We start from the raw sequence: 26,196 nt of genomic DNA, 5'->3' as shown, positions 1-26,196 counted from the left end.
ACCATCTTCTGGCCCTCAGTTTCCGGCCCCGTCTAGCGCTATCAGCCGTACAGGTCGCACGACCGCACAGGCGAGACGCATCGCTCTCAATGTTCTTCTGGATGGAGTCGTGTCCGCAGCGGCAGCCCCTGTGGCACGTTGGCTGGCTGACCCTCACGGAGGACTGCTGCATCCGCTGTGGTTTGTGGCGGGCGGGGGGATTACGCTCCTCGTCAGCGGGCTGCCTTTCCGTATGGCACAGCAATACTGGCGGTTTTCCGGTCTTTCCGATCTCTTTAATATTGCCTGCGCGTCAGTTGTCAGTGCCACGCTGTTCTCAACTTTGCTGCACCTGGCTGGCTACCGGCTTCCAAGCACAACATTCCCCGTCATTCATGCGCTGGTCCTCCTGACATGCCTGGGCGCTTTACGCATGTTCTGGCGGCTCACAGCGCGCCGTCGCCTTATGGTCGCTGAGCGTGAGCGCGTGCTGTTACTTGGCGCTGATCACGAAGCGGATCTTTTCATTCGCGCAATGGAGCGGGATCATCAGGCGGGACGTCGCGTTGTCGGGCTTCTGACGGGGGGAACGCAGCAGGCAGGGCGACGCATTCACAGTTGTCCCATTCTTGGAACGATTGATGAAACGCCTGAAATTCTGAAGCAGATGTCAGCCTCGGGGCGTCTGCCAGATACGTTGGTTATCACCACGTCCGAACTGCGGGGCGCTCCGTTGTCCCGTATCCTCGAAGTGGCGCGTGACTATGGTGTTGATGTTCAGAGAACGCCCTCTCTGACTGATCTGAAGCCCGCAGACAGTGTTGAGCTTCGTCCCGTCGCCATTGAAGATCTGTTGAACAGACCTCCGGTAGCGTTGAATAGCGAAGGGATGAGCCGCCTGATTGCTGGTCAGGTCATCGCTGTAACGGGGGCTGGCGGCAGCATTGGATCTGAACTGGCGCGACAGATCGCTTCGTTCAGACCTGCTACCATTCTGCTGATTGAAAACAGCGAGTATGCGCTGTGGCAGATCAACCTGGATCTTTCAGAGCGATATCCTGCGGTTCACCGGCATCAGATTATTGCTGATGTGCGCGATCGCGGCAGGATCTCCGAAATTTTCATGGAATACCGGCCAGCACTTATTTTCCATGCCGCCGCGCTCAAGCATGTACCGATCGTGGAATCAAATCCGATCGAGGGTGTGCTGACCAACGTCGTGGGTACCCGTATTGTTCTGGACGAGGCCGAGCGTTCAGGGGCGCAGGCGATGGTGATGATTTCGACGGATAAGGCCGTTAACCCTTCCAGCCTCATGGGGGCCAGCAAGCGCTGTGCTGAGGTCTATGGACAGGCGCTCGATATGCGTGCGCGTGCTGGTAAAGGCGGTTTGCGGTGTGTGACCGTGCGTTTTGGGAATGTCCTGGGGTCTACAGGGTCAGTCGTCCCCCTGTTTCGCCGCCAGCTTGAACATGGCGGCCCGCTGACCGTAACCCACCCGGACATGACCCGTTACTTCATGACGATCCCTGAAGCCGTGGGTCTGGTGCTTCAGGCTGCCGTCCGTGGCACTCAGGATGCTTCCGGGGAAGATACAACGGATCAGCGTCTCCGGCAGGGCGGCATTTTCGTTCTGGATATGGGCGATCCGGTCAGGATCATGGATCTTGCCTGTCAGATGATCCGTCTGGCTGGCCTCAAACCAGAAACAGACGTGGAAATCCAGATTACGGGCCTGCGCCCTGGCGAGAAGCTTTTTGAAGAGCTGTTTCATGGCCGGGAAGCCCCAGTGCCGACAGATGCGCCAGGTCTGAGAATGGCGTCTCCCCGGACAGTGGATTTCAATATCGCGACTGATGCCATGAATGCGCTGGAAGCGGCGTGCCACCGCGAAGATCTTTCAGCTGTCATGGAAATATTTCACCGGCTGGTGCCGGAATTCAACCATAACCGGGATGGAAAGGCGCCGTCTGCGGTCGCGCTTTCACAGCCTGATGCGGAGGTCACTGCATGATTACCCCGATAGCCTTCCTGGATCTGCCCAAACAGCAGGCTCGTTTGAAAGACGCGATCAAGAGCCGTGTTGACGCAGTGTTTGAGCATTGTCGCTTTGTCATGGGCCCCGAGGTCGAGGAACTTGAGCAGCGGCTGGCCGAGTTCGGGGGCGCGAAATATGCTGTCGGCGTCTCATCGGGCACCGATGCACTCCTGATGGTTCTGATGGCAGAAGAGATCGGACCGGGCGATGCGGTCTTTCTGCCGGCCTTCACCTATACGGCGACGGCTGAAGTTGTCCTCCTTTTGGGAGCAACACCCCTTTTCGTTGATGTGGAACCAGATACGTTCCAGATCAGTCTGACATCTCTCGCGGAGCGGCTGACGGCTGTGCGGAATGCTGGAGAACTGGAGCCGCGAGCTCTGATCGGGGTGGATCTTTTCGGGCAGCCTGCGCCTTGGGATGAACTGAAAGTTTTTGCTGTCCAGGAAGATCTGACGCTCATTGCAGACTGCGCGCAGTCTTTCGGAGCCTCCTATCACGGACGCCGTTTGGGGCACGAGGCGCGTGCTACGACGTTATCGTTTTTCCCGTCCAAGCCTCTGGGTGGCTACGGAGACGGCGGCGCTATTCTGACGGATGATGAGGACCTGGCCACCCTCTATCGTTCCCTGCGAACGCACGGTGAGGGCAAGACGCGATACGAAGTGGAGCGGATTGGCATCAACGGTCGTCTAGACACGATTCAGGCGGCTGTTCTTCTGGCGAAACTGGATGCTTTCGAAGATGAGCTGATCAAGCGTGAAGCCATTGCCTGCGCATATGACCATGCCATGCCGCAAGGTATTCAACAGCCTGTGCGCGTGCCTGACAGCGAAAGTGCCTGGGCGATTTACAGCGTGTTGCTGCCAGATGCAGCGAAACGGGATTCCCTTCAGGCGCACCTGAAGGCCGCGGGTGTGCCGACGGCAGTGTACTACCCGAAACCTCTCCATCATCAGCCTGCGTATAGCGAGCATCATGATGGCGCGGCTCTTCCTGTTTCGGAAGATCTCGGAACACGTATTCTCGCACTTCCTATTCAGCCAGAGCTGACGAATGAAGAAGTGGGTCGTATCACGGAAGCCCTGAAAAGCTGGGCAGGAGACACGTTATGAGGCGCGAGCAGAAGCTGTTACTGGCTTTTTGTGCACTGGTTTTCATTCCAGTGGGTATCGTCTGGTTTGTGGCGTGGCCACTGATCCACGCATGGAAATTCCCGCCGGTGACGGAAGGCAAGATAGTCGCTCCTGTCAGCCGGGATCTGAGTGCAACTGAAGTTCAGGACATTAATCTGTGGCTTCAGTCGCATACAACGGCCTGGGGCCCCAGCGGGGAGCAGCCGCCTGCGAAGGGGCAGGTCATCCTGCGGATGAATAACGCGGACAATCATCCGGTTATCATTTCAATCTGGAAGCACAAGCATCAAGCAGACATCGTCGGTGTTCAGCTTGAGGACAACGGCCCCTACCGCATGAACGCCTTTGAAGACGCGTCTCTCACGGCGCTCCAGCCCGCAGAATTGCAGCCTCACGGATAAAGCTGAACACTTCAGGACTGAAGGGCGCCTGTCGTTCAGGTGTCTGCCAGTCCTGCATGTCTTCGTACATTGTCCCCGTCTTGCGCCAGAGTTCCGGGCCCACGGCCTTTTGCAAAGGCTTTTGAAGCTCCAGCCAATCCTTTGCGAGGCTTTGAGCTTCTGGGGCAGATGGGGATACCGAGCGGGCAAGAGCATCTTCACAGCGCACGATAAGTCGTTCCCAGAGAACCTGATAGGATGTTCTGTCTTCAGTTGGGAAGTGACGATCCATTTGCGTCTGCCACGCCATCTGTTCTTCCACAGTAAAGTATTTTTCAAAAACGGGCTGAAGGTTTTCCCGTTGTAGAATGGCTTCTCCTTCTCGCAGCAGAAGGCAAAATGCCACCAGATCCATCGGACCATCGTAAATTTGGCTCTCTGAACCGGAGAGGTGGCCAGAAATTAAATTATGGGTGGTGCGGAGTTGGGAAATTGTTCTTTCTAATACTGTCATGCGTGCTGACAGCAGGGAAAGTTGGGTCCCTATGATATCTTTTGGGGATACCGGCTTCAGTTCCAGGGAGCGGATCTCAGCGAGACTGAATCCCATGCGCTTTAAAAGAAAAATGCGTGCCAGCGTGCTGATTGTCTGGAGCGTGTAAACGCGTCTGCCATTTTCAGTCCGGCCTGGCTTGATGAGCCCCAAAGCTTCGAAATGTCGAAGTGTCCGGGGTGTTGTTGCGCTGGCTTTGGCAAGTTCGCCAATGGTCAGGGTCTTTGCAGTCATTGATCTTCCTCCTGACGCATCATCTGCAATGATGACGTTACGTCAGGAGCAAGCGAAATATTCAGTCTTTCCGGGCTTCGTCTTCAGAAATTTCGCCGACGTCGCGGCGGGTCTGTTCTTCGTCATCGAGAGGGGCCGTTGCCTTGTCTCCCATAGCCAGCAGGGCTGCCGTGATTGGAGATGCCAGGATCAGGCCCGGGATACCAAGAATGGTGCTGAAAACCGTCTGGGACAGAATGGCAACGGCAGGTGGCATATGGACTGCACGCCGCTGGATGAGGGGCGCAAGAACATTGCCTTCAAAGAACTGGATCACGCTGTAAAGAATGGCCACGAACAGGGCTTCTTTGCTTCCCATGGAAAGGCCCAGGAGCACGGCCGGGACCGCACCAAGGATGGCGCCGATATAGGGAATGAAGTTGCAGATACCAGCGACCACACCGAGTGCAAGCGCAAGAGGGACGCCAATCAGAGAGAGGCCAATCCCGGACAGAATACCCACGACGAGCATGTCGAGGGCCTGACCTGCTGTCCACGCCCAGAGTGTAGTCCCCGCAGCCATGAGTAACTCACGTGCGGACGCACGGTGCTGGGAAGGAACGAGGCGTAGAAAACCGTCAATGTAAATTGCAGGCGACAAGGCAAAGTACAGCCCCGCAATCAGAATGACAGCCAGTGTGCCCAGCACACCAAAGGCGCTGCTGAGAATACCAGTCACGGACCCTGCAAGGCCAGACCCCAGTGATCCAAGGCTGCCAGACGTTGCATCATTTCCGCCAACTGCGGTTGGAAGATGATCCAGAACAAGCTGGCCCAGAGTAGACCCTGAAAGATGCGATTTCAGATCGCCGGACTGCTGGACAAGCGCTTGTTTGAGGCGAATGAACTGGTCCCCGATCGCCGGGCCGCTGCTCCAGACGAGGCCTGCCAGTGCGAGCAGGATAACCACTGTGACGAGAGCAACAGCGCCCTGATAGGGGATGAACGAGACATGGCGCCGTACGATCCGGGCGAGGCCATGCAGGACGACGGCCATCAGTGCCGAGGCGAAAACAACAGCCAGCACATCCTTCATCAGCCAGACGGCCAGAAGGATCAGCGTCACAGTCAGGGCGATCCGTAACAGGCTGGCAATTTTTGAAAGTTCGCGCGCGCGCGGTTCCTTCTCGTCTCGGTCCTTCGGGTCGGAAAACGAAATAGGCATCAGCCGGTCCATCCTGAATCTGTAGGCCGGTGTTGGCTTATGGACTTCGGGAAGGCGGGTCAATTGGCTGAGGTGATCTAACGATACTCTCACGGAGTGCTGACATCCGTGAGAGTACACATGCTACAGTTAAGTTCGGCTTTGGTTAGGCAGAAGCATCTTCAAGTTCCGCCTGTGCTTCGAGCCAGAGCTCTTCTGTTTTCTCCTGTGTCGCATTCAGAGCAGAAAGATGAGCATTCAGCGACGCGATTTCACCGGGATTCCCTGACTGATAGAGCTCCGGATCGGCAAGCTTGGTCTCAATTTTCTCTTTTTCCCGATTGATCTGAGCCAGCTTCGCTTCAGCATCACGAATTTTTCGGCGGAGCGGGGCCAGCGCTCGTGTGAGCTCCTTGCGGTCAATTTTCTTCTGGGGAGCTGTCGCCTGAGACGCCTCCTGTGAGGCCGGGCGATTGGCGTTTTTGTTCCGCTCCGTATTTTCCGCTCTAGCCTTGCGAGCACGTTCGACAAGCCATGCCTTGTATTCCGCCATGTCGCCGTCAAACGGCGCAATGGTCCCGTCTTCAACCAGCCAGAACCGATCCGCCACGGATTCCACCAGATGGCTGTCATGGCTGATGAGGATTACCGCGCCCTCGAACTCGGAAAGGGCACGGATCAGGGCATCGCGTGCGTCAAGATCAAGATGGTTGGTTGGCTCATCGAGGATGAGAAGATGCGGAGCGTCACGAGTGGAGAGCGCAAGAAGAAGGCGTGCTTTTTCCCCACCGGACAATTCTGAAACACGGGTTTCAGCACGATTAACATCCAGTCCGAAGCGCGCGAGCTGTGAGCGTACGGCAACCGGCGTCGCGTCAGGCATGGCGCGGGCCATGTGGTCGATCGGTGTTTCAGACAGGACAAGTTCATCGGCCTGATGCTGCGCGAAATAGCCGATCTTGAGCTTTGGCGAGTGATTGTAAGATCCCGCCATGGGATCAAGACGTCCGGCCAGTAGCTTGGCAAATGTGGACTTGCCGCGCCCATTCTGGCCTAGAAGCGCGATTCGGTCTTCCATATCGAGCCGCTGGTTCAGACCTTTGAGAACCACCCGTCCGTCATATCCAAGGCTGACGTTATCGAGGGTGATCATCGGTGGGGGAAGGGGCTGCGGTTCCGGGAATGAAAAGCGCGTCGGCGTATCTTCCACCACGCTGTCAATCTGCGGAAGGCGCTCAAGCGCTTTCAGGCGGGCCTGAGCCTGCTTGGCTTTCGTGGCCTTTGCGCGGAAACGATCGACGAAGGACTGCATATGCGCACGCTGTGTCGCAATGCGCTCAGCCATACGATTTTGCTGAAGGGCCTGTTCTGTCCGGATGCGCACGAAGTTGTCGTAGCCGCCGGGCGTCAGGCTGAGTTTCTGATGATCCAGATGAGCAATGGCATCGACTGTATTGTCGAGAAGTGATCGGTCATGACTGACGATCAGAGCCGCACCAGGGAATTTTGCGAGCCAGGATTCGAGCCAGAGGGTGGCTTCGATATCAAGATGGTTGGTGGGCTCATCCAGCAGAAGGAGATCGGGGCTGAGGAAGAGGGCCGTCGCCAGCGAGACACGCATTCTCCAGCCACCTGAGAAGTCCGAGACCGAGCGAAGCTGCGCGTCCTGATCGAAGCCCAGCCCCGACAGGATGGCACCGGCACGGGCCGGGGCCGTGTAGGCGTCAATGGCAATCAGGCGCTCATGCACATCTGCGATACGGGCAGGGTCTGTGGCAGTCTCGGCTTCGGCAAGGAGAGCCGCCCGCTCGATGTCGCCTTCGAGCACCGTGTCGATCAGCGAGGTGTCACCAGATGGTGTTTCCTGCTTCACGCGGCCCATTGTGGCCCGATTTGCAAGCGTGATGGTGCCCCCATCCGGGGCAATATCCCCTGCAATCGCGCCAAGAAGTGTTGATTTTCCAGCCCCATTTTTTCCGATGAGGCCAATTTTCCGACCGGGGTCGACTGTCAGCGATGCGCCATCCAGCAGGGTACGGCCGGCGATGCGGAGAGTCAGGTCAGTGATGGTGAGCAGGCTCACGGGCGCCTCGATCAGTCGGGAAGAGTGAAAAAACCGCGACAGACCTATCAGGAACTACGAATTTGCTCTAGTGGAACGGCGGGATTTACCCCTTTGTCCAACAGGAGAAGAAAGATGGCTCTCGAGCGCACGCTTTCAATCATCAAGCCCGACGCCACGAAGCGTAACCTGACCGGCAAGATCAATGCCGTGTTCGAGGAAGCCGGTCTGCGCATCGTTGCTCAGAAGCGCATCCAGCTGACCGAGAAGCAGGCTGGCGCTTTCTACGCAGTTCACAAGGAGCGCCCGTTCTACGGCAGCCTCGTGTCCTCCATGCTCGCTGAGCCGGTTGTCGTGCAGGTTCTGCAGGCTGAGAACGCTGTTGCAAAGCACCGTGAAGTCATGGGCGCAACGAACCCGGCTGATGCAGCTGAGGGCACCGTGCGTAAGCTTTATGCTGAAAGCATCGAAGCAAACTCCGTTCACGGTTCTGACAGCCTTGAGAACGCGAAGAACGAGATCGCTTTCTTTTTCGCTGAGACAGAAATCCTGCCGTAAGGTCTGGGTTCTGCCAATGGAGAGCCGCAGGTTCTGTGGCTCTCCATTTCCAATGATTTGGGACGGTATCTGAACGCCCCGACTGGTCAGCCTTCACACGTTCCCGGTTCCGCTGTCATCCAGGCCCACTCTGCGGCATGATGATGGAAGAGAGGCATGGTTCGATCTGTGGGCAACGACGCTACAACTTCTTTCCTTTACAAATATCCGCTGGCTATCGTCTGGGGACTTCTGGTCTCTGCCTGCCTGATGTTTCTGGTGATCGCGACCCCGCCATTACAGGTCGCAGATGAGCCAAATCATTTTCAGAGAGCCATACAGATCTCTCAGGGACAGTTGATCGGCCATCGTTTCAGCGCCTCTGATAGCGGTGGTGTCATTCCAGAAGACAGTGTTGTATTCGCTTACAGATATGATGATCTCAAAGGTCAATATGAACGGAAAGTAGACTGGAACCGTATCTTCGGCAGCGCACCGTTAAGCTGGAAAAGTCCGAAGCGGGAAGCAGGCTTTCCAAACACGGTGATCTATTCTCCGATCTTTTATTTTCCATCAGTGGTGGGGATTGAAGTCGGCAAAAGACTTCATGAAGACATTCTAAAGTCCTTTTATCTGGCGCGCATGTCCAACGCCGTCTTTTGCGTCCTTGCCGGAATGTTCGCCCTTGCGATTGTCCGTCAGGGACGACTGATTATTGCGGCATTTCTCTCAATGCCGATGTCGCTGTCGTTGTTCGCGTCCTGCTCTCAGGATGGGCCTTTGATCGCAGCCTGTGCAGTCTGTACGGCTCTTATGACTCGATTAAATGATGATTTCTGCAAGAACAGATGGTTCTGGCCGACACTCGCGCTTCTGATGGGATGCATTATTGCATCCAAGCCGCCTTATATTCTTATCGCTTTTCTACCGCTGATCATTGCTCCATGGGCAGCCTGGCGCTCGGCTGCGGGTGCGTGTGTGTTTGCCGCACTTGCTGCTCTGGCATGGTCGGTTATGGGCGTTCACTCAACGAAGATCCCTTTTCGCTCGTTAGATGACGTTGATGCGGCGCGTCAGCTACATTTCGTGCTTTCTCACCCGTTCAAAACAATCACAGTACTCCTGCACACAGTCAGGGTTTCTGTTCATTCCTTAATGGGTCAGTTTGTCGGTGTTCTGGGATGGCTTGATGCACGACTTCCAGACTGGTTTTACCAGTTCGAAGTCATGTTTTTCATTCTCGCAGGTATTTTCTCTTGTCTTTACCTGACAGGAAAAATTGGAAGAGAAGAGCTGCTGAGAAAGGCGCTCATATTTTGTGTATCCATTGGGACTGTCAGCGCTGTCAGCCTTTCTCTCTATCTTATCTGGACCCCCGTCGGTGACAGTTATATTGGCGGTCTTCAGGGGAGATATTATATCCCTTCGGCCATTTTCTCAGTGCTGATCTTTCCTTTCGTATCAACGCCCCATTTTCTGTCCGTTGCTAAAGCAAAAGCCGTGGAAATTGCGCTTCTTACGGTGGGGCTATGGGTAGGATTTGGCGCTATCGTTCAGACGATACTGGCGCGGTATTGGTAATTGCCGGGACCATTTAATAGTGAGGGGACGGTTTCCGCGAAAGAAGTAGCCGACCCCTTGGATTTCTATGGGTTAATTCCAAAGACGCGCATAAATGCCGGTTGCTTCAATGCAGACATGCGCAACGCAAACGAAATAGGCGCCTAACAGGCCCGCACAGACTGTTTGATACGTCTTGTTCTGGCGCGGCAGGAACAACAGAACGCCACTTAGAATAGCAGCACAGCTTATATAAAAATAACGTCCCTGAAGGCCGCTGACAGTGTCTTCTCCAAGGTGAGAGAAGCCAACGTAGAATGCCAGAAGAGTTAAGAGCGAATAAAGCGCACCAAGCGCAATCAGGATTGCTCCGGATCGTGGACTAGCAATGGGCCGTTTGTCAGCGAGAGCCAGCAGAACAATCAGAGCTATAGCTAGATACCCAGTGCCTTCGCCAATCTTGAAGAAAAGTGGCACTGGACCGCCGCCAAAACGTCCCCATGCGTCCTCCCACCACCAGTGCGAGCCAACACGGTAAGTTTCAGCGATTTCCCGAACAAAAGACCATGGGTGCTTCAGCATGGTCAGGATCTGGACTTTAGGATCTCCTCCCGTATTCCAGTAATGCGCAGGCGTGAATGGGTAAATTCCGTTCCAGACAACGGCAGAGACAAGGCTCAATCCGACGACCGTCATACAGAATTGGATATATTTTCTCTGGGTCGGAAAGGAGTTCGTCGGCACAAGAAAGCAGCCGAGACTTAGAAAGCTGCAGGTTAATTTGAAAAGCCCCAGCGGAGCGGCCAAAGCGATAATCAGCCGGATCCAGATTTTCCGGTCTTCGGGAGGGGCCATCCGGGCCCGTAGGCAGCAGGCGAGGAACAGCATTGATCCCAGATTGGTGACGGGATCGGCGCTATATGTTGTCGCTAGATGGAGGCTTGTTGGCGTGGTCATCAGGGCAAGGACGGCCAGTCGCCCTACGGGCAGCACCGCAAGGACGAGTGCAAGCATCCCGATGTATCCAAACAGGTTCCCTAAACGACCAGCGTAATATCTTGTATCCACGCCGCCATGTCCGGCATTGGCGATCATCATGGCGGTGGCTGAGGGAATATACATCAGTGGGGAATATGAAGCGGTCGAAGGGAAATGAACGACTTCCCGGTCTCTTTTGGCGTTCTCCAGATCCTTTGCGATCTGCGCAGCGACATTGCTGTCAGAAGGCTTATGCTGGTCCCGGTTTGAATTGAAATAGCGCACCCAGGTCAGCATACTGGTATCGAGCCCACCCCCGAACATGTGCCCCGAATAACGCTGTGCCAGAAGATTTCCCTGAGCGATCTGTTGCGCGCGGTAAAAATGGAATTCTTCATCTACGCCGCTAACAGGCGTGACGCGGTACACAAGAAAAACGCCGATCACAGCAATCGAGAGAAGATAAGCGAGTTCAAGAAGCCGCAGGTTTGTTTTGCAGAACGCAAAAAATGACGAAACGGACTTCATATCAGTGCTTATTTCCTTGTTGGGGCACATGACCGACTGCCATCCGGGCTCATATGCACCCACTCAGAGTAAGGCAATCCGCAAATTATAAAACTGAGTTTTGGAAGTGCTGAGCGTTTTTGCGGTCATTATCGGCAGGGCATTTAACTGAGAGGTGTCTTTACTACACAGTGCCCAGATAAAATGAGGAGCGGAATGAAAGGAGAAATTCCCGGTCATCCCGCCGCCAGATTACTGTCTGTTGATGTAGTTCTGTAGAACCGAAGGATACAGGACATGTTCCTGTTCCAGTACGCGTGCAGCAAGTGCATCGGGTGTGTCACTCTTCAGAACCGGCACACGCGCTTGCCCAAGAATAGGCCCTTCATCCACCCCCGCAGTCACGAGGTGGACAGTACAGCCGTGCTCGGTTGCGCCGGCAGCAATGGCAGCCTCATGTGTGTGCAGTCCCGGAAATGCGGGCAAGAGGCTCGGGTGGATGTTGAGCATCCGGCCATCCCAGGCGTTGACGAGATAAGGCGTCAGGACACGCATATATCCGGCAAGGCAGACGAGTTGGGCTCCGGAAGCGCGGATGGCGGCATCCACCTTGCGTTCGTGAGCTTCACGGTCTTTCCCGAACGCCTTGTGGTCAATGGCCGCCGTCTGAAGACCGGCCGCGCGAGCGACCTCCAGTCCAGCCGCATCCGGCTTGTTACTGAGCACGAGTACGATCCGAGCCGGAAAATCCGGCCTTTCACAGGCCTCGATCAGTGCATGCATGTTGCTGCCACGCCCGCTGATAAGCACAGCGATGGGCATTTTCTGCATCATGCGAAGGAGACCGGTGCCGTCAGGGCATAAGCCTCGTCGGAACGGACAACTTCGCCGATCTGGAAAGCGCTTTCTCCGCGGACTTCCAGTTCAGCCAGAACGCGCTCTGGCTCAGGAGTGACGAGAACCATGCCAATGCCACAGTTGAAGACACGGAGCATTTCATCAGCTGAAACATTTCCGGTTTCTGCCATCCAGCGGAATACGGATGGGACGACCCACGACGAACCGTCAATGCGAACCCCCAGGCCTTCCGGAAGGACGCGCGGCAGATTACCTGGCAGGCCGCCGCCGGTAATATGTGCGCAGCCATGGAGCAGGCCCTTGGCGTGCAGATCCAGCACGCTGCGAACATAGAGCTTAGTTGGTGTCAGCAGGGCTTCGGCGAGTGTATGCCCTTCAGAGAAGGGAGCAGGATCGTTCCACCCGAGGCCTGAACGACGGACAACTTCCCGAACCAGAGAAAAGCCATTCGAGTGAACGCCTGAGGAAGGCATCCCGATCAGTGCGTCGCCTGCGCGGATGCCCGCGGGAAGGAGAGCGCCGCGTTCTGCCGCGCCGACACTGAAGCCGGCGAGATCATAATGTCCCGGTGCATACATACCCGGCATTTCTGCGGTTTCGCCACCGACCAACGCACAGCCGGACTCTGCGCAGGCATGGGCGATGCCCTTCACGACCGTAGAGGCATCTTCAATGGAGAGTTTGCCGGTCGCCAGATAGTCTAGGAAGAACAGCGGGGTTGCGCCTTGAACGACCAGATCGTTTACGCACATGGCCACGAGATCAATTCCGACCTCATCATGCTTGCCAGCTTCGATCGCGACCATGAGTTTCGTGCCCACGCCGTCTGTGCAACTGACAAGGACCGGATCGGTGAAACCGGCAGCCTTCAAATCAAACAGGGCACCGAAGCCGCCCAGTCCGCCCATTGTGCCGGGACGGTTCGTGGCTTTGGCTGCGGGCTTGATGGCATCGACCAGGGCATCGCCTGCTGCAATGTCTACACCAGCCTGTGCATAGCTGGCGCCCTGGGAGGTGTCGGGCTGATCGGTCATGATGAAGCTTCCCGCTGGTTGACGTGACGCCGTTCTAGAGCATCCTGCACGCGGGCGGAACGCTTGAATTGAAGGCGTAACGGCATGAAAAGGGATGAGGGATGACAAAACAGGACGGACAGGAAGGGCGCGCCATAAGCGATGCCGGACCTCAGATGGCCTTTCCTCTGCGTCGTCCGACCGCGATGACAGCTGAACGCTTCATCACGAGCCCTTCAAATGCGCCTGCGCGCGCGTGGCTTTCACGCAAAGTGTGGCCTGATGGCCGATTGTGGCTCTGGGGGCCAGCGGGCACGGGAAAAACCCATCTGTTATCTGTCTGGGCGCAAGAGCACGATGCGACCATTTTGGATGCGCGCCTGTTTTCTCACGCCTCTTCCGGAGGGCGCATTCGCGTAAGGGGAAATCTTGCGATTGATAATGCCGATTCGCCGGGAGATGAGGCAACCATGCTCCATCTGTTGAATGACGCGCTGACGCAGGGAGACCGGGTGTTGATGGTTGGGCGCCTTCCACCGTCACGCAGCCATGTCTCCCTGCCAGATCTGGGAAGCCGGCTCCGTGCGACCGCAACGACGGCCACGGGAGAGCCGGAAGACGATCTGCGGGCAACGTTGCTGCTTTCTCTTCTGGCGGATCGTCAGCTCGTTGTTTCGCAGTCCGTTACGGAATGGCTTTGGCGTCATCTGCCACGCACGGGAAATGCTCTGGTTTCGGCGGTTGAGCGGCTGGATGATGCGGCCCTCGCCCGTGGAACTGCAATTACACGGGCGCTTGCGCGAGAAATGCTTCCCGATCTTCTGATGCCTGATATGTCAGAGGAATGACATAAAACCTACGTTTGACACACTTCTCCCAAGCCTTGATCTTAAACGGGTTTTGGTTCGAGCTTCCCGGAAGAGACCATCGTGACGACTGAAAATAATAAGCCAACTCCCCGTCGACGTTCGCGCAACCAGCCGCGAGAGGGGAATCTGACGCCAGCCGCAACCCGGGCCCGGCGGCGCAGAATGGTTGTTCCGACAGCTGAAGACTATGCTGACATGCCAACATCCCCAGCGCGGTTCATCAACCGGGAGCTTTCCTGGCTCGACTTTAATCAACGCGTCATTGAAGAAGCCGAAAGTTCGCGCAACCCGCTTCTGGAGCGTGTCCGCTTTCTCTCCATCAGCGCCAGTAACCTTGACGAGTTCTACTCAGTCCGTGTGGCGGGGCTGGTAGGGCAGGTCCGTGAAGGCATGGTTGTGCGGAGCCCGGATGGAGCGACGCCTGTTCAGCAGCTTTCGGCGGTACGTCAGAAAGCCCGGTTCCTTCTCGCAGAGCAGCAGCGCGTCTGGCATCAGCTTGAAGGTGAGCTGAAAGAGGCCGGTATTTCGATCCTGTCGACCGAAAGCCTAGACGCTACGGATCTCGCACAGCTCTCAGCCCTGTTTGATGAGCGTGTTTTCCCGGTTCTGACGCCGCTGGCCGTTGATCCGTCTCATCCGCTGCCGTTTATTCCGAACATGGGGCTGGCGCTGGTGATGCGTCTTAAAGACCCCGCGTTGGGCAAGCACGTCATGGACGGGCTGATCCTGCTTCCCGCACAGGTGCCGCGTTTCCTGCGCCTTCCGGCCCGGGTTGGTGAAGGCAAGGATGCTACGGGTGACATTCGTTTCATCCTGCTTGAAGACCTGATCAGCCTGTTTGCAGATCGCCTGTTCCCCGGTCTCATGATTGGTGCGGCCGGTGTCCTGCGGATTATCCGTGACACGGACGTCGAGTTTGAGGACGAGGCTGAAGATCTCGTTCGTTCTTATGAAACAGCGCTGAAGCAGCGCCGTCGTGGCGTCGGTATTCATCTGGCTCTTGATCACAAGCTCCCTGAAACGCTCGGGCGCGAAATGGGTGAAGAGCTGGGTGTTGGTGACGAAGATGTCGTGGTCATGCCCAATTTTGTGGGCGTTGTAGATCTGAAGCAGTTGATTGTGGATGACCGCCCGGATCTGGTTTTCCCACCGTACAGCCCACGCTTCCCGGAACGCATTCTGGATTATGATGGAGACTGCTTCGCAGCGATCCGGGCTAAGGACATTGTCGTCCACCACCCGTTCGAGAGCTTCGATGTGGTTGTGCAGTTCCTGCGGCAGGCTGCGCGTGATCCGAATGTGCTGGCCATTAAGCAGACGCTGTATCGGACCTCACGCGATAGTCCGATCGTTCATGCTCTGATAGAGGCGGCGGAAGCCGGAAAATCCGTCACGGCCATGGTTGAACTGCGCGCCCGGTTCGACGAGGAAGCCAATATTCGTCTTTCGCGTGCGCTGGAAGCGGCTGGCGTACAGGTTGTCTTCGGGTTTGCGCATCTAAAAACGCATGCGAAACTGAGCCTTGTGGTGCGTCGTGAAAACGGGACACTGCGTTCTTACGCCCATTTCGGGACCGGGAACTATCATCCCATTACGGCCCGGATTTACACGGATCTGTCGTTCTTCACCTGTGATCCGAAACTGGCGTCCGACTCTGCTCGGCTGTTCAATTACATGACCGGCTATGCCACGCCGGAAAAAATGGACGCGTTAGCCTTCTCTCCCATGACGATCCGTTCCACCCTTGAACAGCTCATCCGTGATGAAATCGCTCACGCGAAAGCAGGCCGTCCCGCTCGGATCTGGCTGAAAATGAACAGTCTGGTCGATGCTGAACTGATTGACCTGCTCTACGAAGCGTCGCAGGCCGGTGTGAAGATCGTCGGGATCATTCGTGGAATCTGTTGCCTTCGCCCGGGTGTGCCGGGGCTGTCTGACAACATCGACATCAAGTCCATTGTCGGTCGTTTTCTGGAGCATGCGCGTGTCTTTGCGTTTGGAAATGGTCACCGGATGCCGTCGCATAAGGCAAAAGTTTTCATTTCTTCCGCGGACTGGATGGTGCGAAACATGGATTGGCGGGTAGAAGCAATGGTGCCTATCACCAACCCAACCGTCCACGCGCAGATTCTCGGCCAGATCATGACCATGAATATCAAGGACAACCTTCAGAGCTGGACGCTCTCCAAGGACGGGCGTTGGCATCGGGTGTCTCCTGGTGCACACCCGTTCTCCGCACACGAGTACTTCATGAACAATCCCTCCCTGTCTGGCCGTGGGTCGGCCGCACGGGAAAAAGCTCTTCCGGAGGCCCATCGCCCGCGCGAACGGCCTGACCGGATTCTGGAAGACTGAAACCTCATGTCATCATCTGCACAGCGCTCCGCCATCGTCGATCTCGGGTCCAACTCCGTTCGGCTCGTGGTCTTCGAAGGCGTAGCGCGCAATCCGCTCCCCATCTTCAATGAGAAAGTTACACTCAAGCTGGGGCGCGGTCTGGATGCAACGGGTCGCCTGAACGACGAGGGCGTTACCCTGGCGATGGACGTGTTGGGCCGGTTCCACACCGTCGCGCGGGCCATGGGAGCGGAACCTTTCGAGGTTCTGGCTACTGCGGCTGTGCGTGACGCCTCTAACGGGCCTGACTTCGTTTCTGCCATCCGTGCAAGAATGCCGGGTGTGGCTATCCGTGTGCTCGAAGGCACTGAGGAAGCAGATTATGCGGCCCGTGGTGTTCTCTGCGGGCTGCCGGAAGCCAATGGTCTGGTTGCGGATATCGGCGGCGGCTCACTGGAGCTCATCCATGTTGCTGACGGACAATATTATGAAGCCCTGACAACCAAGCTTGGCGTCATTCGTCTTCAGGATCGGGCGAAGGGTGTTCTGCTGGAAGCTGAGCGGATTGCCTCTGAAATGCTTCAGGAGGTCAACTGGCTTCCGGGTATGAGTGGCCGCCCCTTGTATCTGGTCGGCGGAGCGTTCCGGGCTCTGGCACGTCTTCAGATTGCACGGACGCAGTATCCTCTGAATCTTGTCCATCTCTTCACGCTTTCCGAGGGTGAAGCACGCGAGATGTCGGATTGGGTCATCGGCGCCTCAAAACGTACTCTTGAAAAACTGCCGAATGCCCCACGCAAGCGGTTGGGTGATGCGCCTTTTGCCGCGGTCGTTCTCAAGTGCCTGATGGAACGTGTTCGCCCGTCCAAAGTGGTGTTCAGCGTGGATGGCCTGCGAGAAGGCTGGTACATGCGGCACGTTGCCTCCTCTGTCGCCGGGGAGGACCCCATGACGACGCTGGCGGAGGAAATGGCGGACCGTTTGGCTCGAAGCGTAACCCTCTCAAAGGCGCTCGTGGATTGGACGACACCGATTTTCCGGGGTGAAACACCGTCCCAGAAGCGTCTGCGTCAACTGACCTGTACCCTCTCGGATATCGGATCCTACGATCATCCGGAATATCGTGCTGAACAGACCTATCAGCGTGTGATGCATTGTCACGGCGTTGGGTTCGAACACACGGCCCGTGCATTTATCGGCCTGACCCTGGCCGTGCGTTATGAAGTGGCGATGGACTCTCCACTGATTGAGCCCTCGCGCCGCCTTCTGTCCCGCTCTGAAATTGATCGTGCTGTGAAGCTGGGTCTGGCGCTGCGTCTGGCCTATACGCTGTGCGCGGGAACAGAAGTGTTGCTGGAAGAATGCCGCCTGCTGGTGGAAGAACCTCAGCTTGTGCTGATCCTCGGTGCACGGAGTGTCCGTGCAGCAGGAAGTGCAGTCCGTCGACGCTTTGAACGATTGGCCGCAGCCATGCAGCTTGAGGCTCAGGTAAGGGAAGAATGAGTTTGAGAATGAAGATCGGGACTAAGGCTGCATTGGGACTGTGTGCGGCCCTCACGATTGGTGCCGGCCTTGTCGGTTGTGGCAAGGTTCCTGGGCATGACCGTAACAAGTTGTGGGAGCTTGTTGGAAGCCGTTGCGCGAAGGATGCCCAGCATCATCCGTGTGCAGTGTATGATCCGCAGGACGGTTATGCTCTTCTGAAAGATCTGGCCGGGCATGGTCAGTATCTGCTCATCCCGACACGGAAAGTGCCTGGCATCGAAGATCCTTCGTTGCTTCAGACTGACACGCCAAACTATTTCTCTGAAGCTTGGGCCGAACGTCACCGTGTGTCTGAGGGATATGGTTTCCCCGTTTCAGACGATCACCTCTCGCTGGCTATCAATTCCCGTGATGGCCGGACGCAGGATCAACTTCACATTCATATTGACTGTCTGACGCCCTATGTCCGTGGGGAAATTGACAAGAACATGATTGGTGAGGACTGGACCCCGGTCTCCCTTTACGGTCATCCGTATCGTGCCAAGCTGGTGCAGACCCTTGATCAGTCGCCTTTCCGGCTGATTGGTGCGGAGAACATGGGCGATCATACGATCGTGGTGACACCGGGCCATCATGGTGGCTTCGTCATTCTCGACGATGTCGCTCATGCTCTGGACCGTGCTTCCGGTGAGGAAGTTCAGGATCACAAGTGCAAGATTGATGATCCAAAACACAAGAGCATGCATATGGACGGCATGGAGCCGGGCATGCACATGAACGGGATGATGTAACCCTCCATCTTGTTCTCTGCCTCCGGGACTGGCATGGTTCGATCATCCTCGAACACTTGTTAATCCCGGAGATTGCCCGTGAACTGGCCTTTATTGGCGCTGGCCGTGGGCGCGTTCGCCATCGGAACCACCGAATTCACTCCGATGGGTCTTCTGCCTGTCATTGCACAGGGCCTTCAGGTTACTGTCCCGAAAGCGGGCGGACTTGTAACGGCCTATGCTGTGGGCGTGATGGTCGGCGCGCCTTTCATTACTCTTCTTCTCGCAAGACTTCGTCGGAAATTTGCCCTGACGCTTCTGATGGGGCTTTACGTTGCAGGGAACCTCCTCTCTGCCGTGGCAGGAAGCTATGAGCTTCTGTTCGCTTCACGCGTTCTGACCAGTCTGGCGCACGGTGCGTTCTTCGGGCTGGGCGCTGTCGAAGCCTCTGCCGTTGTTGCGCCAGAGCGCCGGGCGAGTGCCGTTGCAACAATGTTCATGGGGCTGACAGTCGCCAACATTATCGGCGTCCCGGCTGCCACGTGGCTTGGCATGAATTTCGGCTGGCACATGGCCTTTGGTGTGACGGCCATTCTGGGCGTTCTGACCATGATTGCCGTGCAACTGGCTCTTCCGGCCCGTGAGGCCGGTCCTGTTCCAGACGTTGCCAGCGAACTCAAAGCATTGTTAAGGGCCAATGTTCTTCTCGCTTTGACCACGACGGCCATCGGGGCAGGGGCCATGTTCGTGCTCTACACGTATATCACGCCTATTCTTCAGCACATCACGCATGCCAGCCCACTGGTCATTACGGTTGCCCTGATGCTGACGGGCGTTGGATTCTCCATCGGAAATGCGATTGGTGGCCGCAGCGCGGATCGTTCTCTGGATGGCAGTCTGCTGATGTTTTTTCCCATTCTGGGTGCCGTTATGCTGCTCTTCCCCTGGGTGGCTCAAACCGTCCCAGGTGCATTGATCGCAACACTCGTTTGGGGCGCGGCGACATTTGCCTTGATGCCAGCTCTTCAGATGCGGGTCATGCAGGCTGCTCACGATGCACCAGCCCTGGCATCCTCGGTCAATATCGGTGCCTTCAATCTTGGCAATGCGATCGGGGCCGCTCTGGGTGGTGTCGCCCTGTCTATGGGGTTGGGTTATCCCGGTGTTTCCGTTATCGGAACGGCTCTGGCCCTCGTCGGGGTCGGTCTTGTTCTCTTTTCGCGAAAGGTGGCCCCGCCATGACCCGTTCCTTTCTGCTCGCCACCGGGCTTTTCTTCAGTGCGGCTCTCATGCCATTTGCAGCTTACGCCGAGCAGCCTGCCAACGTTGGTGACGCTGTCATGGCTGCCAGCGCGTATCACGACAGTGGTGATTACCAGCACGATTTTGACACGGTGATCGCACAGGCTCGTCACTGGGTGGCCGAGCGGGCGCCTCAGGTGCGCAAGCCAGCTATTGTTCTCGATATTGATGAGACGACACTCTCCAATTGGGACGAGATCCGTGCGGACAATTTTGGTTATATTGCCAATGGTCCCTGTGACGCGCTGCCAAAAGGCCCTTGCGGGGCGATTGCCTGGGAAAAGAGCGGCCGTGCTCCGGCGTTCGCTTCCACGCTGGCTCTGATTGATGAAGCTGAGCGAAATCATGTCGCTGTGTTCTTTATCACAGGCCGTCATGAAGATGAGCGTGAAGCGACAGCACGCAATCTTCATCTGGCTGGAATCAAGCATTGGGACGGGCTGGATCTACGCCCAATGACATCTCATGGGTATGCGGCGCACTATAAGGCACCAGCGCGCGCTGCCATCGAGGCCAAGGGGTATACGATCATTGCAAGCCTGGGAGATCAGCCTTCTGATCTTGCGGACGGACATGCAGAGAAGGGCTTCCTTCTCCCCAATCCGTTTTATCGCGTTCCCTGAGACATATCTGTTTTCGGTATAAAAAAGGTGCCCAGGAGAAAATCCTGAGCACCTTTTTTTGTGGCCTCAAAACGACTTTAGAAGACGTTCCAGATAGTCCAGTTCACCCTGAGGGCGGGTTCTGTCGGAAGCGCGACGACGTAGCTCACGTTCGATGTCCCGCGCCCTGTCACGGGCGTTACGATCAGGGATATGGGCGTCAGAATCCTTGCCGCTCTGGCCTTCGCCGAGCTTGCGGCCCAGTGGATCCTGATCCTTGCGGTCTTCGTCCCCGTCATCGTCATCCCCGGCGTCAGGCTGATCGCCTCCGTCACCCTGCTGTCCAGCCTTGCCATGCTGCTGTTGCCCAGACCCACCACCGCCCATGGATGGGATGAAACTCAGGCTTCCGCCTTTACCCTGACCAGACCCGCCGGACTTCTGGCTCTGGCGCATCTGCTTTCCGGCCTCAGACAGATCTGCGAGAGCCTTCTGTTCTGCCGTAAGTGCCTGATCATCCTTACGGTCTGCCAAGGCCTTGCGAGCATCCTGCATATCCGCTTTTGCCTTGTCGAACGCAGTGGCGGGCTTGCCTGTCAGGTCCTTTACCCGCCGGCCAAGAATTTCATCCACACGAGACAGTGCACGCTGGAAGGCATGATCTGCGCGACGTTCAGGCGACTGCGCAGCGACTGTCGCAGCATCAACAGGCGCTGCCGGTTTTGGAGATGCTGACTGTTCCATATTCGGCGGCGGCTGCATTCCAAGCTGGCGCAGCAAATCGGCTGTGGACATCTGGCTGATGTCTTCATGGCCGTCCTGCTGGTCAGGCGGCAGAGCGGCCTTGCGGGCAGCAGACAAACGGGCCTGTGCATGATCCAGCAGCGTCGTTTCCCGATGAACCAGATCATGAAGGGCGGCACGTTGTGCGCGTGCCTCTTCCTGAGCCTTCATCTGAGCCGCGAGGGCTTTCAGATCTTCCGGCGTGGCCTGACGCATATGCTCGGCCATGTCTTCCATCTGCTGGAGTTTACGTAATGCTTCGTCCCCATGCCCCTGCGATGCATCGTTCTGAAGGCGCTGCATCTGATCTGACCATGGATCAGCAGAGCTTGTGCCGGACTGTGGCATCATGATGCCGCTCTGGGCTGCCTTCTGAAAAAGAAGCTGCATGCGGTGGTTAAGGGCGTCCTTAAGAGCTTTCGTGCGCTTCTGAAGTTCTTCCTGTTCAGCCAGAGTATGGCCTTTCTCTCCCAGAGACTGCATGTGATCGAGCTGTTGCTGAACACTCTGCTGTGCTGCCCGGACGGCCGCGGCTGCATCCGCAATTTCCGGCCCGTCCCGGCGGAGATCATCGAGATACAGAGCCAGTGCCCAAAGCTGCCCCGGCACCTGTTCCGCCGCTCCTTCGGGAGCATTGGACTGCAGGGAAGCAATATCGAGTCCAAGCGGGGCGAGAAGGGCGAGGACATCCGTTGTCTGCGTCAGGAGCTTCAGTTCGTCCGCCGCCTGCTGCGGGCGTTCCTGTCCCAGCATCAACCGGCGACGCAATGCGACAATGGCTCGTGCCAGTGGGTCCGAAAACTTCCGGGAACCTAGGTGGAAGCGCACAAAAGCACTGTGGTTTTCCCGGCCGGAAACACTAACGGCATGAAGGCGGCCTTCGACTTCCATTCCGGCAAATGGGTCCGAAGAAAGATCTGGGCGTGCCTCTCCTTTTGCATCTTTTGGATGTCCATTCAGTGGCACTGGAACACGCACGACGCGGCCTTTGGGCAGGTCAGGCAGTCGTATTTCCGCTTCCAGAGAGGCTACGCCATAAGTCTGCTGAACGTGCCAGGGAAGGCTGGTGCGCCAGTCATCTTTCTGGGGAGCGGGTTTTCCGTCCCAGGCTACGACTGGGGGCAGATCCGGCTCGACGTCCACGCGCCATGAACCCAGCGTACGGCCGCGGGCTTTTAGCGTGACAGTGCCAGTCTGCTGCAACGTGGCTTTTTCGCTCCAGCTCTGTTCGTCCAGACGGTCATGACTGATGGAGGTCGCCCCCCGAAGAACCGGACGCCCGGATGTGCCTGTGATGGTCGCATTCAGAATGGCGCCCTGAGGAACGTGGATGGGATTGCCCTGCTGCGTTTGCGACAGAAACACTGGCGCGCCGGGAGCGTAGGATGGTCGGTCGATCCAGGCCTGAACGGACGGGAGCGGAATACTGTCGTCATCGACACCGGGCACAAGGCCAGCGTGCAAGCGGGATTGGGAATGTGAGCCGCTCAGAACGGCCGCAATGGCAAGGGCTGCGGCTATAGAGGCAAGCCCGAGTTTTTCCTGCATCGTGACGTCTGGCTTTGGCAGGCTGACCTTAAGCGGTCCTAGAGAGGAAACTACACGTTGAACGTGCTGCGTCCAGATGGCGCCTTGTTCGCCATCTGCTGCGTAGGCGGGGCGGTCTGCTAAGGTCAGAAGGGGCTGATAGGCCAGGCGAGAGTCGCGCTCGATCCGACGATCAACCTGAGCATCCGTAGGCTGCGGGATAGCACGCAGGCCTTTGATGCCCAGCCAGAAGGCAGTCCCTAAGACTGTGAGCTCGAAAAGAGCGTGTAACCAGTCAGGCAATGACTGGGGAATGCGGGCCAGACAGGCCAGCAGATAGAATGCCGCGAGAAGCAAAGACCAGCGCAGAGCTGGCCAGGCGTGTTCCCACCACAGAACGCGTCGAGCGCGACGGCGGACGGAAGCTAGGCGAGCTGCTGCGGCAAACGAATCAGCCATGGGCGGGCAGGAGCCAGTCCGGAATAGTTTCTGCGGCGATCAGGTCTTCTACGCTCTGTCGCTGGCGGATGATCTCCCAGCGACCATTATCGACCAGAACCTGCGCAGCAAACGGCCGGGAATTATAGGTCGAACTCATGACGGATCCGTACGCTCCCGTATCCAGAAGGGTGACAAGATCTCCGCGCTTCAGGGAAGCGGGCAGAACCCGGTCCCGGGCAAAGATATCGCTGCTTTCACAGACTGGCCCCACCACGTCCCACGGCTTGAGTGCATCGTTAAATGCCGCCGGAGCGACGGGCAGGATACCGTGCCAAGAATCATAAAGCGCAGGACGGGCGAGATCGTTCATTGCTGCGTCGATCACGACGAAATCCGGATTGCCTGCTTTTGTTTCGATCACACGGGACAGCAAAATTCCTGTCGGAGCAGAGAGCCAGCGGCCGGGCTCAATGCTGAGCTCTACCCCAAGGTCTCCAAGTGTTTCGGCAATGACACCTGCCAGCATTTCCGGTGGCGGAGCAATTTCGTCCTGATAGCGAATGCCTAGGCCGCCGCCACAGTCCACTGTTTTGACGGCATGCCCAAGGGCACGAATTTCCCGAACCATATCTGCCAGACGGGAATAGCCCTGGCGGAAGGGCTCGGCCGTTAGCATCTGACTGCCAAGATGAACCGCCAGGCCGAGAAGCTCCACATGCTCCAAAGCAGCAGCTTCGGCGTACAGTTCAACCGCACGGCGATGCTCAATCCCGAACTTGTCTCCTGCGCGGCCCGTGCTGATCTTGTCATGCGTCTGTGCGTCGACATCCGGGTTCACGCGGAGTGCCGCCGGAGCAATCTTGCCACAGGACCGTGCAATATCGTTCAGGCGATAAAGCTCTTCGACGCTTTCGACATTGATCTGCCGGATGCCGTGTTCCACTGCTGCGCGAAGTTCAAGATCCGATTTTCCAACGCCTGAAAAGACGATTCCATCCGGCTTGATCCCGGCATGTAGCGCGCGGGTCATCTCTCCACCGCTCACGATGTCCACGCCATAGCCACATTCGCGAAGGATCGTCAGTGTGGCTTGATGATCCTGTGATTTCATCGCGAAATGGAAATGCACCGGCAAATTGCGGGCTTCAAACGCAGCTTTGAGCGCGTTTGCACGGCGACGCAGAGTGCCTGCTCCCGTGATCCAGCAGGGTGTTCCTGCTACGGCGGCGATGACATGCAGAGGCACGCCTTCAAAAAGAAGACCATCGCGCGCATTGACCTCCAGCGGAGGGCGGCTTGTCAGAAGGTCGTTGAGCGTGGGTTCGGAAGAGAGAGCATTCATGATCTTCCTACCGTATCGTGGACGCTTGGATGTTCCAAGCTGTTCAGACAGGCGCTAGTGTCTGAATTATGATGGAAGAACTGATCTCCCGGGCTCTTGAAGCCCGATCCCGTGCCTATGCGCCATACTCCCGCTTTCAGGTTGGCGCGGCCCTGCGCTGTGAAGGTGTGGTTCATTCAGGTTGTAATGTCGAGAATGCAGCCTATCCGCTTGGAACCTGTGCTGAAGGCGGGGCCATTTCGGCCATGATTCTTGCTGGGGGCAGGCGCATTGAGGAAATCGTGATTGTGGGGGGTGGAGATCAGCCCTGCACACCATGCGGTGGCTGTCGGCAGAAACTCCGTGAATTCAGCCTGTCTGATCTGAAAGTGCACATGATTTCGCCCGCAGGAACCTTGCTCCTGACACGTACCCTCGCGGAATTGCTGCCTGACGCATTCGGTCCGGATAATCTGGAATGAAATACTGGCCCTGTTTTCTGGGACTGCTGGTGGTGGGAACGGTCTGTGCGCAGCCTCTTCCGTCTCTGCCCGGTCTTGGGGATGGGGCCAGACGTGAACTGATTGACGTCCGTGCGGCGCCCTGGCGAATTCTGGGGCGTGTACAGACTGAACTCGGCGTTAAATGTACGGGTTTTGCCGTAGCTCCCAATGTGGTCGTGACGGCAGCTCACTGTCTCTGGCTGCCGAAAACGCACACTTATATACGACCAGGCGATGTTCATGTGCTGATGGGATACTCGCGGGGCTCATACCGCCAACACGCCCATGTTGTCCGATTCATTATCCCGCCTGGATACGATCCGAAAAACGAATCCGCTACCGGGGCCAGTGATCGGGCAACACTGTTGCTGTCGGAACCAGTCATCGCGACGCGGGACCTGCTTCCGGCGATTCCGGTGCAGGATGGCGCAAGGGCAATGCTGGTTGGGTATTCGCAAGATAGAAACGAAGTGCCATTCGGCGATCTGGACTGTCATATCAACGGAGTGACAGTCAGTGGTCTTGTCCATCACGATTGCGAGGCGACAAAGGGAGTGAGCGGCGCTCCGCTTCTGCTTCAAAAGCCTGACGGAACGTGGGGTATCGGCGGGCTTGCTGTCGCGGCAGATGTGGGGCCTGGCGGGTTGGCTGCTCCACTTGTTCCTTAGTTGATGGCAGAAGAATTTTCATAATTCTGCAAACATCGCCTGCATGACGCGTTTGAAGGATCGGGAAACATCATCTTTGGTGTTCCCCACTTTTTATTCGGTCCGGAAAGGGGCACCTTATGTATGTCATGGCAGGGAAAGGAACGGCGTCTGTCGGGCAGTCTCGTGGCATGCATGCGAGCAACGCCTATCTGACGCACCGCAAGAATGTTCTGGTTGTTGAAGACCAGGCCCTGTTGCGCTTTCTGGCTGCGGATATGCTTGAAGACGCCGGCTATAACCCGATTCTTGCTGCCACTGCCGATGAGGCGATGGATATTCTTTCCAAAGGTGAGACAGTCGATCTCGTCTTTTCGGATGTGAACATGCCCGGACGGCTCAATGGACTGGATCTGGCTGAGACAGTCGGGGCTCGCTGGCCGCAGATCGGCGTTGTACTGACGTCAGGTGCTTATCTTCAGGAAAAGCGACCTTTGCCAAAGAAGGCGATGTTTCTTCCCAAGCCGTACGAATGGGAAGACGTCTATCGTGCTCTGAAAGCACTGCAGCACTGATTTTTGTGAAGATGTT

General features: G+C 56.9%; 22 protein-coding genes. 14 read left to right on the top strand and 8 right to left on the bottom strand.

Annotated elements, in window-relative coordinates; genetic code table 11:
- Positions 1–40: 40 nt before the first annotated feature.
- Genes M2305_RS02105 through M2305_RS02095 form a run of 3 tightly spaced genes read left to right on the top strand, consistent with a single transcriptional unit; the run spans position 41 to position 3,554 of the window.
- On the top strand, positions 41–1,993 hold the full coding sequence (locus tag M2305_RS02105) for a polysaccharide biosynthesis protein (RefSeq protein ID WP_264649920.1): 1,953 nt from the start codon (positions 41–43) through the stop codon (positions 1,991–1,993).
- Entirely contained in the window at positions 1,990–3,132 is a 1,143-nt protein-coding gene (locus M2305_RS02100) for a DegT/DnrJ/EryC1/StrS family aminotransferase (RefSeq protein ID WP_264648438.1), read from the top strand. The genes M2305_RS02105 and M2305_RS02100 overlap by 4 nt, the downstream gene beginning before the upstream one ends.
- Positions 3,129–3,554 (top strand): hypothetical protein, encoded by a 426-nt coding sequence (locus M2305_RS02095; protein ID WP_046899633.1) that lies wholly within the window; start codon positions 3,129–3,131, stop codon positions 3,552–3,554. The genes M2305_RS02100 and M2305_RS02095 overlap by 4 nt, the downstream gene beginning before the upstream one ends.
- Here M2305_RS02095 and M2305_RS02090 read toward each other — a convergent pair.
- From M2305_RS02090 to M2305_RS02080, 3 genes are all read right to left on the bottom strand, one after another.
- Positions 3,514–4,320, bottom strand: coding sequence for a MerR family transcriptional regulator (locus M2305_RS02090; RefSeq protein ID WP_264648437.1), 807 nt, complete (start codon positions 4,318–4,320; stop codon positions 3,514–3,516). The two genes, M2305_RS02095 and M2305_RS02090, sit on opposite strands and share 41 nt — an antisense overlap.
- A gap of 61 nt (positions 4,321–4,381) precedes the next feature.
- Entirely contained in the window at positions 4,382–5,524 is a 1,143-nt protein-coding gene (locus M2305_RS02085; RefSeq protein ID WP_099210338.1) for an AI-2E family transporter, read from the bottom strand.
- Positions 5,525–5,669: 145 nt separating this feature from the next.
- On the bottom strand, positions 5,670–7,586 hold the full coding sequence (locus M2305_RS02080) for an ABC-F family ATP-binding cassette domain-containing protein (RefSeq protein WP_211500105.1): 1,917 nt from the start codon (positions 7,584–7,586) through the stop codon (positions 5,670–5,672).
- Positions 7,587–7,700: 114 nt separating this feature from the next.
- Here M2305_RS02080 and ndk point away from each other — a divergent pair, with 114 nt between their 5' ends.
- Together ndk and M2305_RS02070 are read left to right on the top strand one after the other, a co-directional pair.
- On the top strand, positions 7,701–8,123 hold the full coding sequence (gene ndk, locus M2305_RS02075; protein WP_046899630.1) for a nucleoside-diphosphate kinase: 423 nt from the start codon (positions 7,701–7,703) through the stop codon (positions 8,121–8,123).
- Between the two features lie 156 nt (positions 8,124–8,279).
- A complete protein-coding gene (locus tag M2305_RS02070) occupies positions 8,280–9,683 on the top strand; it encodes a DUF2142 domain-containing protein (protein ID WP_264648436.1) in 1,404 nt (467 codons plus the stop codon).
- Positions 9,684–9,755: 72 nt separating this feature from the next.
- Here M2305_RS02070 and M2305_RS02065 read toward each other — a convergent pair whose 3' ends face one another.
- From M2305_RS02065 to purM, 3 genes are all read right to left on the bottom strand, one after another.
- Positions 9,756–11,168: a DUF2142 domain-containing protein gene (locus M2305_RS02065; protein WP_264648435.1), complete on the bottom strand. Its 1,413-nt coding sequence runs from the start codon at positions 11,166–11,168 to the stop codon at positions 9,756–9,758.
- 231 nt (positions 11,169–11,399) lie between these two features.
- Positions 11,400–11,981 carry a phosphoribosylglycinamide formyltransferase gene (gene purN / locus M2305_RS02060; RefSeq protein WP_264648434.1) on the bottom strand — a complete coding sequence of 194 codons (582 nt, stop codon included), beginning with the start codon at positions 11,979–11,981 and terminating at the stop codon, positions 11,400–11,402.
- Positions 11,978–13,039, bottom strand: a complete 1,062-nt coding sequence (gene purM, locus M2305_RS02055) for a phosphoribosylformylglycinamidine cyclo-ligase (protein WP_264648433.1) — start codon at positions 13,037–13,039, stop codon at positions 11,978–11,980. Before purM ends, purN begins: the two co-directional genes overlap by 4 nt.
- A gap of 101 nt (positions 13,040–13,140) precedes the next feature.
- Between purM and M2305_RS02050 the strand changes: the two genes are divergently transcribed.
- From M2305_RS02050 to M2305_RS02025, 6 genes are all read left to right on the top strand, one after another.
- Positions 13,141–13,866, top strand: coding sequence for a DnaA/Hda family protein (locus M2305_RS02050; RefSeq protein ID WP_264648432.1), 726 nt, complete (start codon positions 13,141–13,143; stop codon positions 13,864–13,866).
- 183 nt (positions 13,867–14,049) lie between these two features.
- A complete protein-coding gene (locus M2305_RS02045) occupies positions 14,050–16,242 on the top strand; it encodes an RNA degradosome polyphosphate kinase (protein WP_264649919.1) in 2,193 nt (730 codons plus the stop codon).
- A gap of 6 nt (positions 16,243–16,248) precedes the next feature.
- Positions 16,249–17,727: a Ppx/GppA family phosphatase gene (locus M2305_RS02040; protein ID WP_046899624.1), complete on the top strand. Its 1,479-nt coding sequence runs from the start codon at positions 16,249–16,251 to the stop codon at positions 17,725–17,727.
- 8 nt (positions 17,728–17,735) lie between these two features.
- Complete coding sequence (locus tag M2305_RS02035; protein WP_099210322.1) at positions 17,736–18,500, top strand: CDP-diacylglycerol diphosphatase; 765 nt, start codon at positions 17,736–17,738, stop codon at positions 18,498–18,500.
- A gap of 78 nt (positions 18,501–18,578) precedes the next feature.
- A complete protein-coding gene (locus M2305_RS02030) occupies positions 18,579–19,721 on the top strand; it encodes an MFS transporter (RefSeq protein ID WP_046899622.1) in 1,143 nt (380 codons plus the stop codon).
- The gene (locus M2305_RS02025) at positions 19,718–20,404 is read left to right on the top strand and encodes an HAD family acid phosphatase (RefSeq protein WP_264648431.1); all 687 of its coding nucleotides are present in this window, start codon (positions 19,718–19,720) and stop codon (positions 20,402–20,404) included. Before M2305_RS02030 ends, M2305_RS02025 begins: the two co-directional genes overlap by 4 nt.
- A 66-nt stretch (positions 20,405–20,470) precedes the next feature.
- Here M2305_RS02025 and M2305_RS02020 read toward each other — a convergent pair whose 3' ends face one another.
- Both M2305_RS02020 and lysA read right to left on the bottom strand, forming a co-directional pair.
- Complete coding sequence (locus M2305_RS02020; RefSeq protein ID WP_264648430.1) at positions 20,471–23,152, bottom strand: DUF4175 domain-containing protein; 2,682 nt, start codon at positions 23,150–23,152, stop codon at positions 20,471–20,473.
- Positions 23,145–24,476 (bottom strand): diaminopimelate decarboxylase, encoded by a 1,332-nt coding sequence (gene lysA / locus M2305_RS02015; protein ID WP_264648429.1) that lies wholly within the window; start codon positions 24,474–24,476, stop codon positions 23,145–23,147. Before lysA ends, M2305_RS02020 begins: the two co-directional genes overlap by 8 nt.
- A 68-nt stretch (positions 24,477–24,544) precedes the next feature.
- Here lysA and M2305_RS02010 point away from each other — a divergent pair, with 68 nt between their 5' ends.
- The 3 genes from M2305_RS02010 to M2305_RS02000 all read left to right on the top strand — a co-directional run bounded on the left by M2305_RS02010 (position 24,545) and on the right by M2305_RS02000 (position 26,180).
- The gene (locus M2305_RS02010) at positions 24,545–24,937 is read left to right on the top strand and encodes a cytidine deaminase (protein ID WP_264648428.1); all 393 of its coding nucleotides are present in this window, start codon (positions 24,545–24,547) and stop codon (positions 24,935–24,937) included.
- Positions 24,934–25,626, top strand: a complete 693-nt coding sequence (locus tag M2305_RS02005; protein ID WP_264648427.1) for a trypsin-like serine peptidase — start codon at positions 24,934–24,936, stop codon at positions 25,624–25,626. Before M2305_RS02010 ends, M2305_RS02005 begins: the two co-directional genes overlap by 4 nt.
- 128 nt (positions 25,627–25,754) lie before the next feature.
- Positions 25,755–26,180, top strand: coding sequence for a response regulator (locus M2305_RS02000; RefSeq protein WP_264648426.1), 426 nt, complete (start codon positions 25,755–25,757; stop codon positions 26,178–26,180).
- Positions 26,181–26,196 lie beyond the last annotated feature (16 nt).

It is taken from the genome of Gluconobacter cerinus (assembly GCF_025961355.1).
GTDB classification, from domain to species: domain Bacteria; phylum Pseudomonadota; class Alphaproteobacteria; order Acetobacterales; family Acetobacteraceae; genus Gluconobacter; species Gluconobacter cerinus.
The sequence above is the reverse complement of the archived record's forward strand: the minus strand, read 5'-3'. Positions and strand labels throughout refer to the sequence as shown.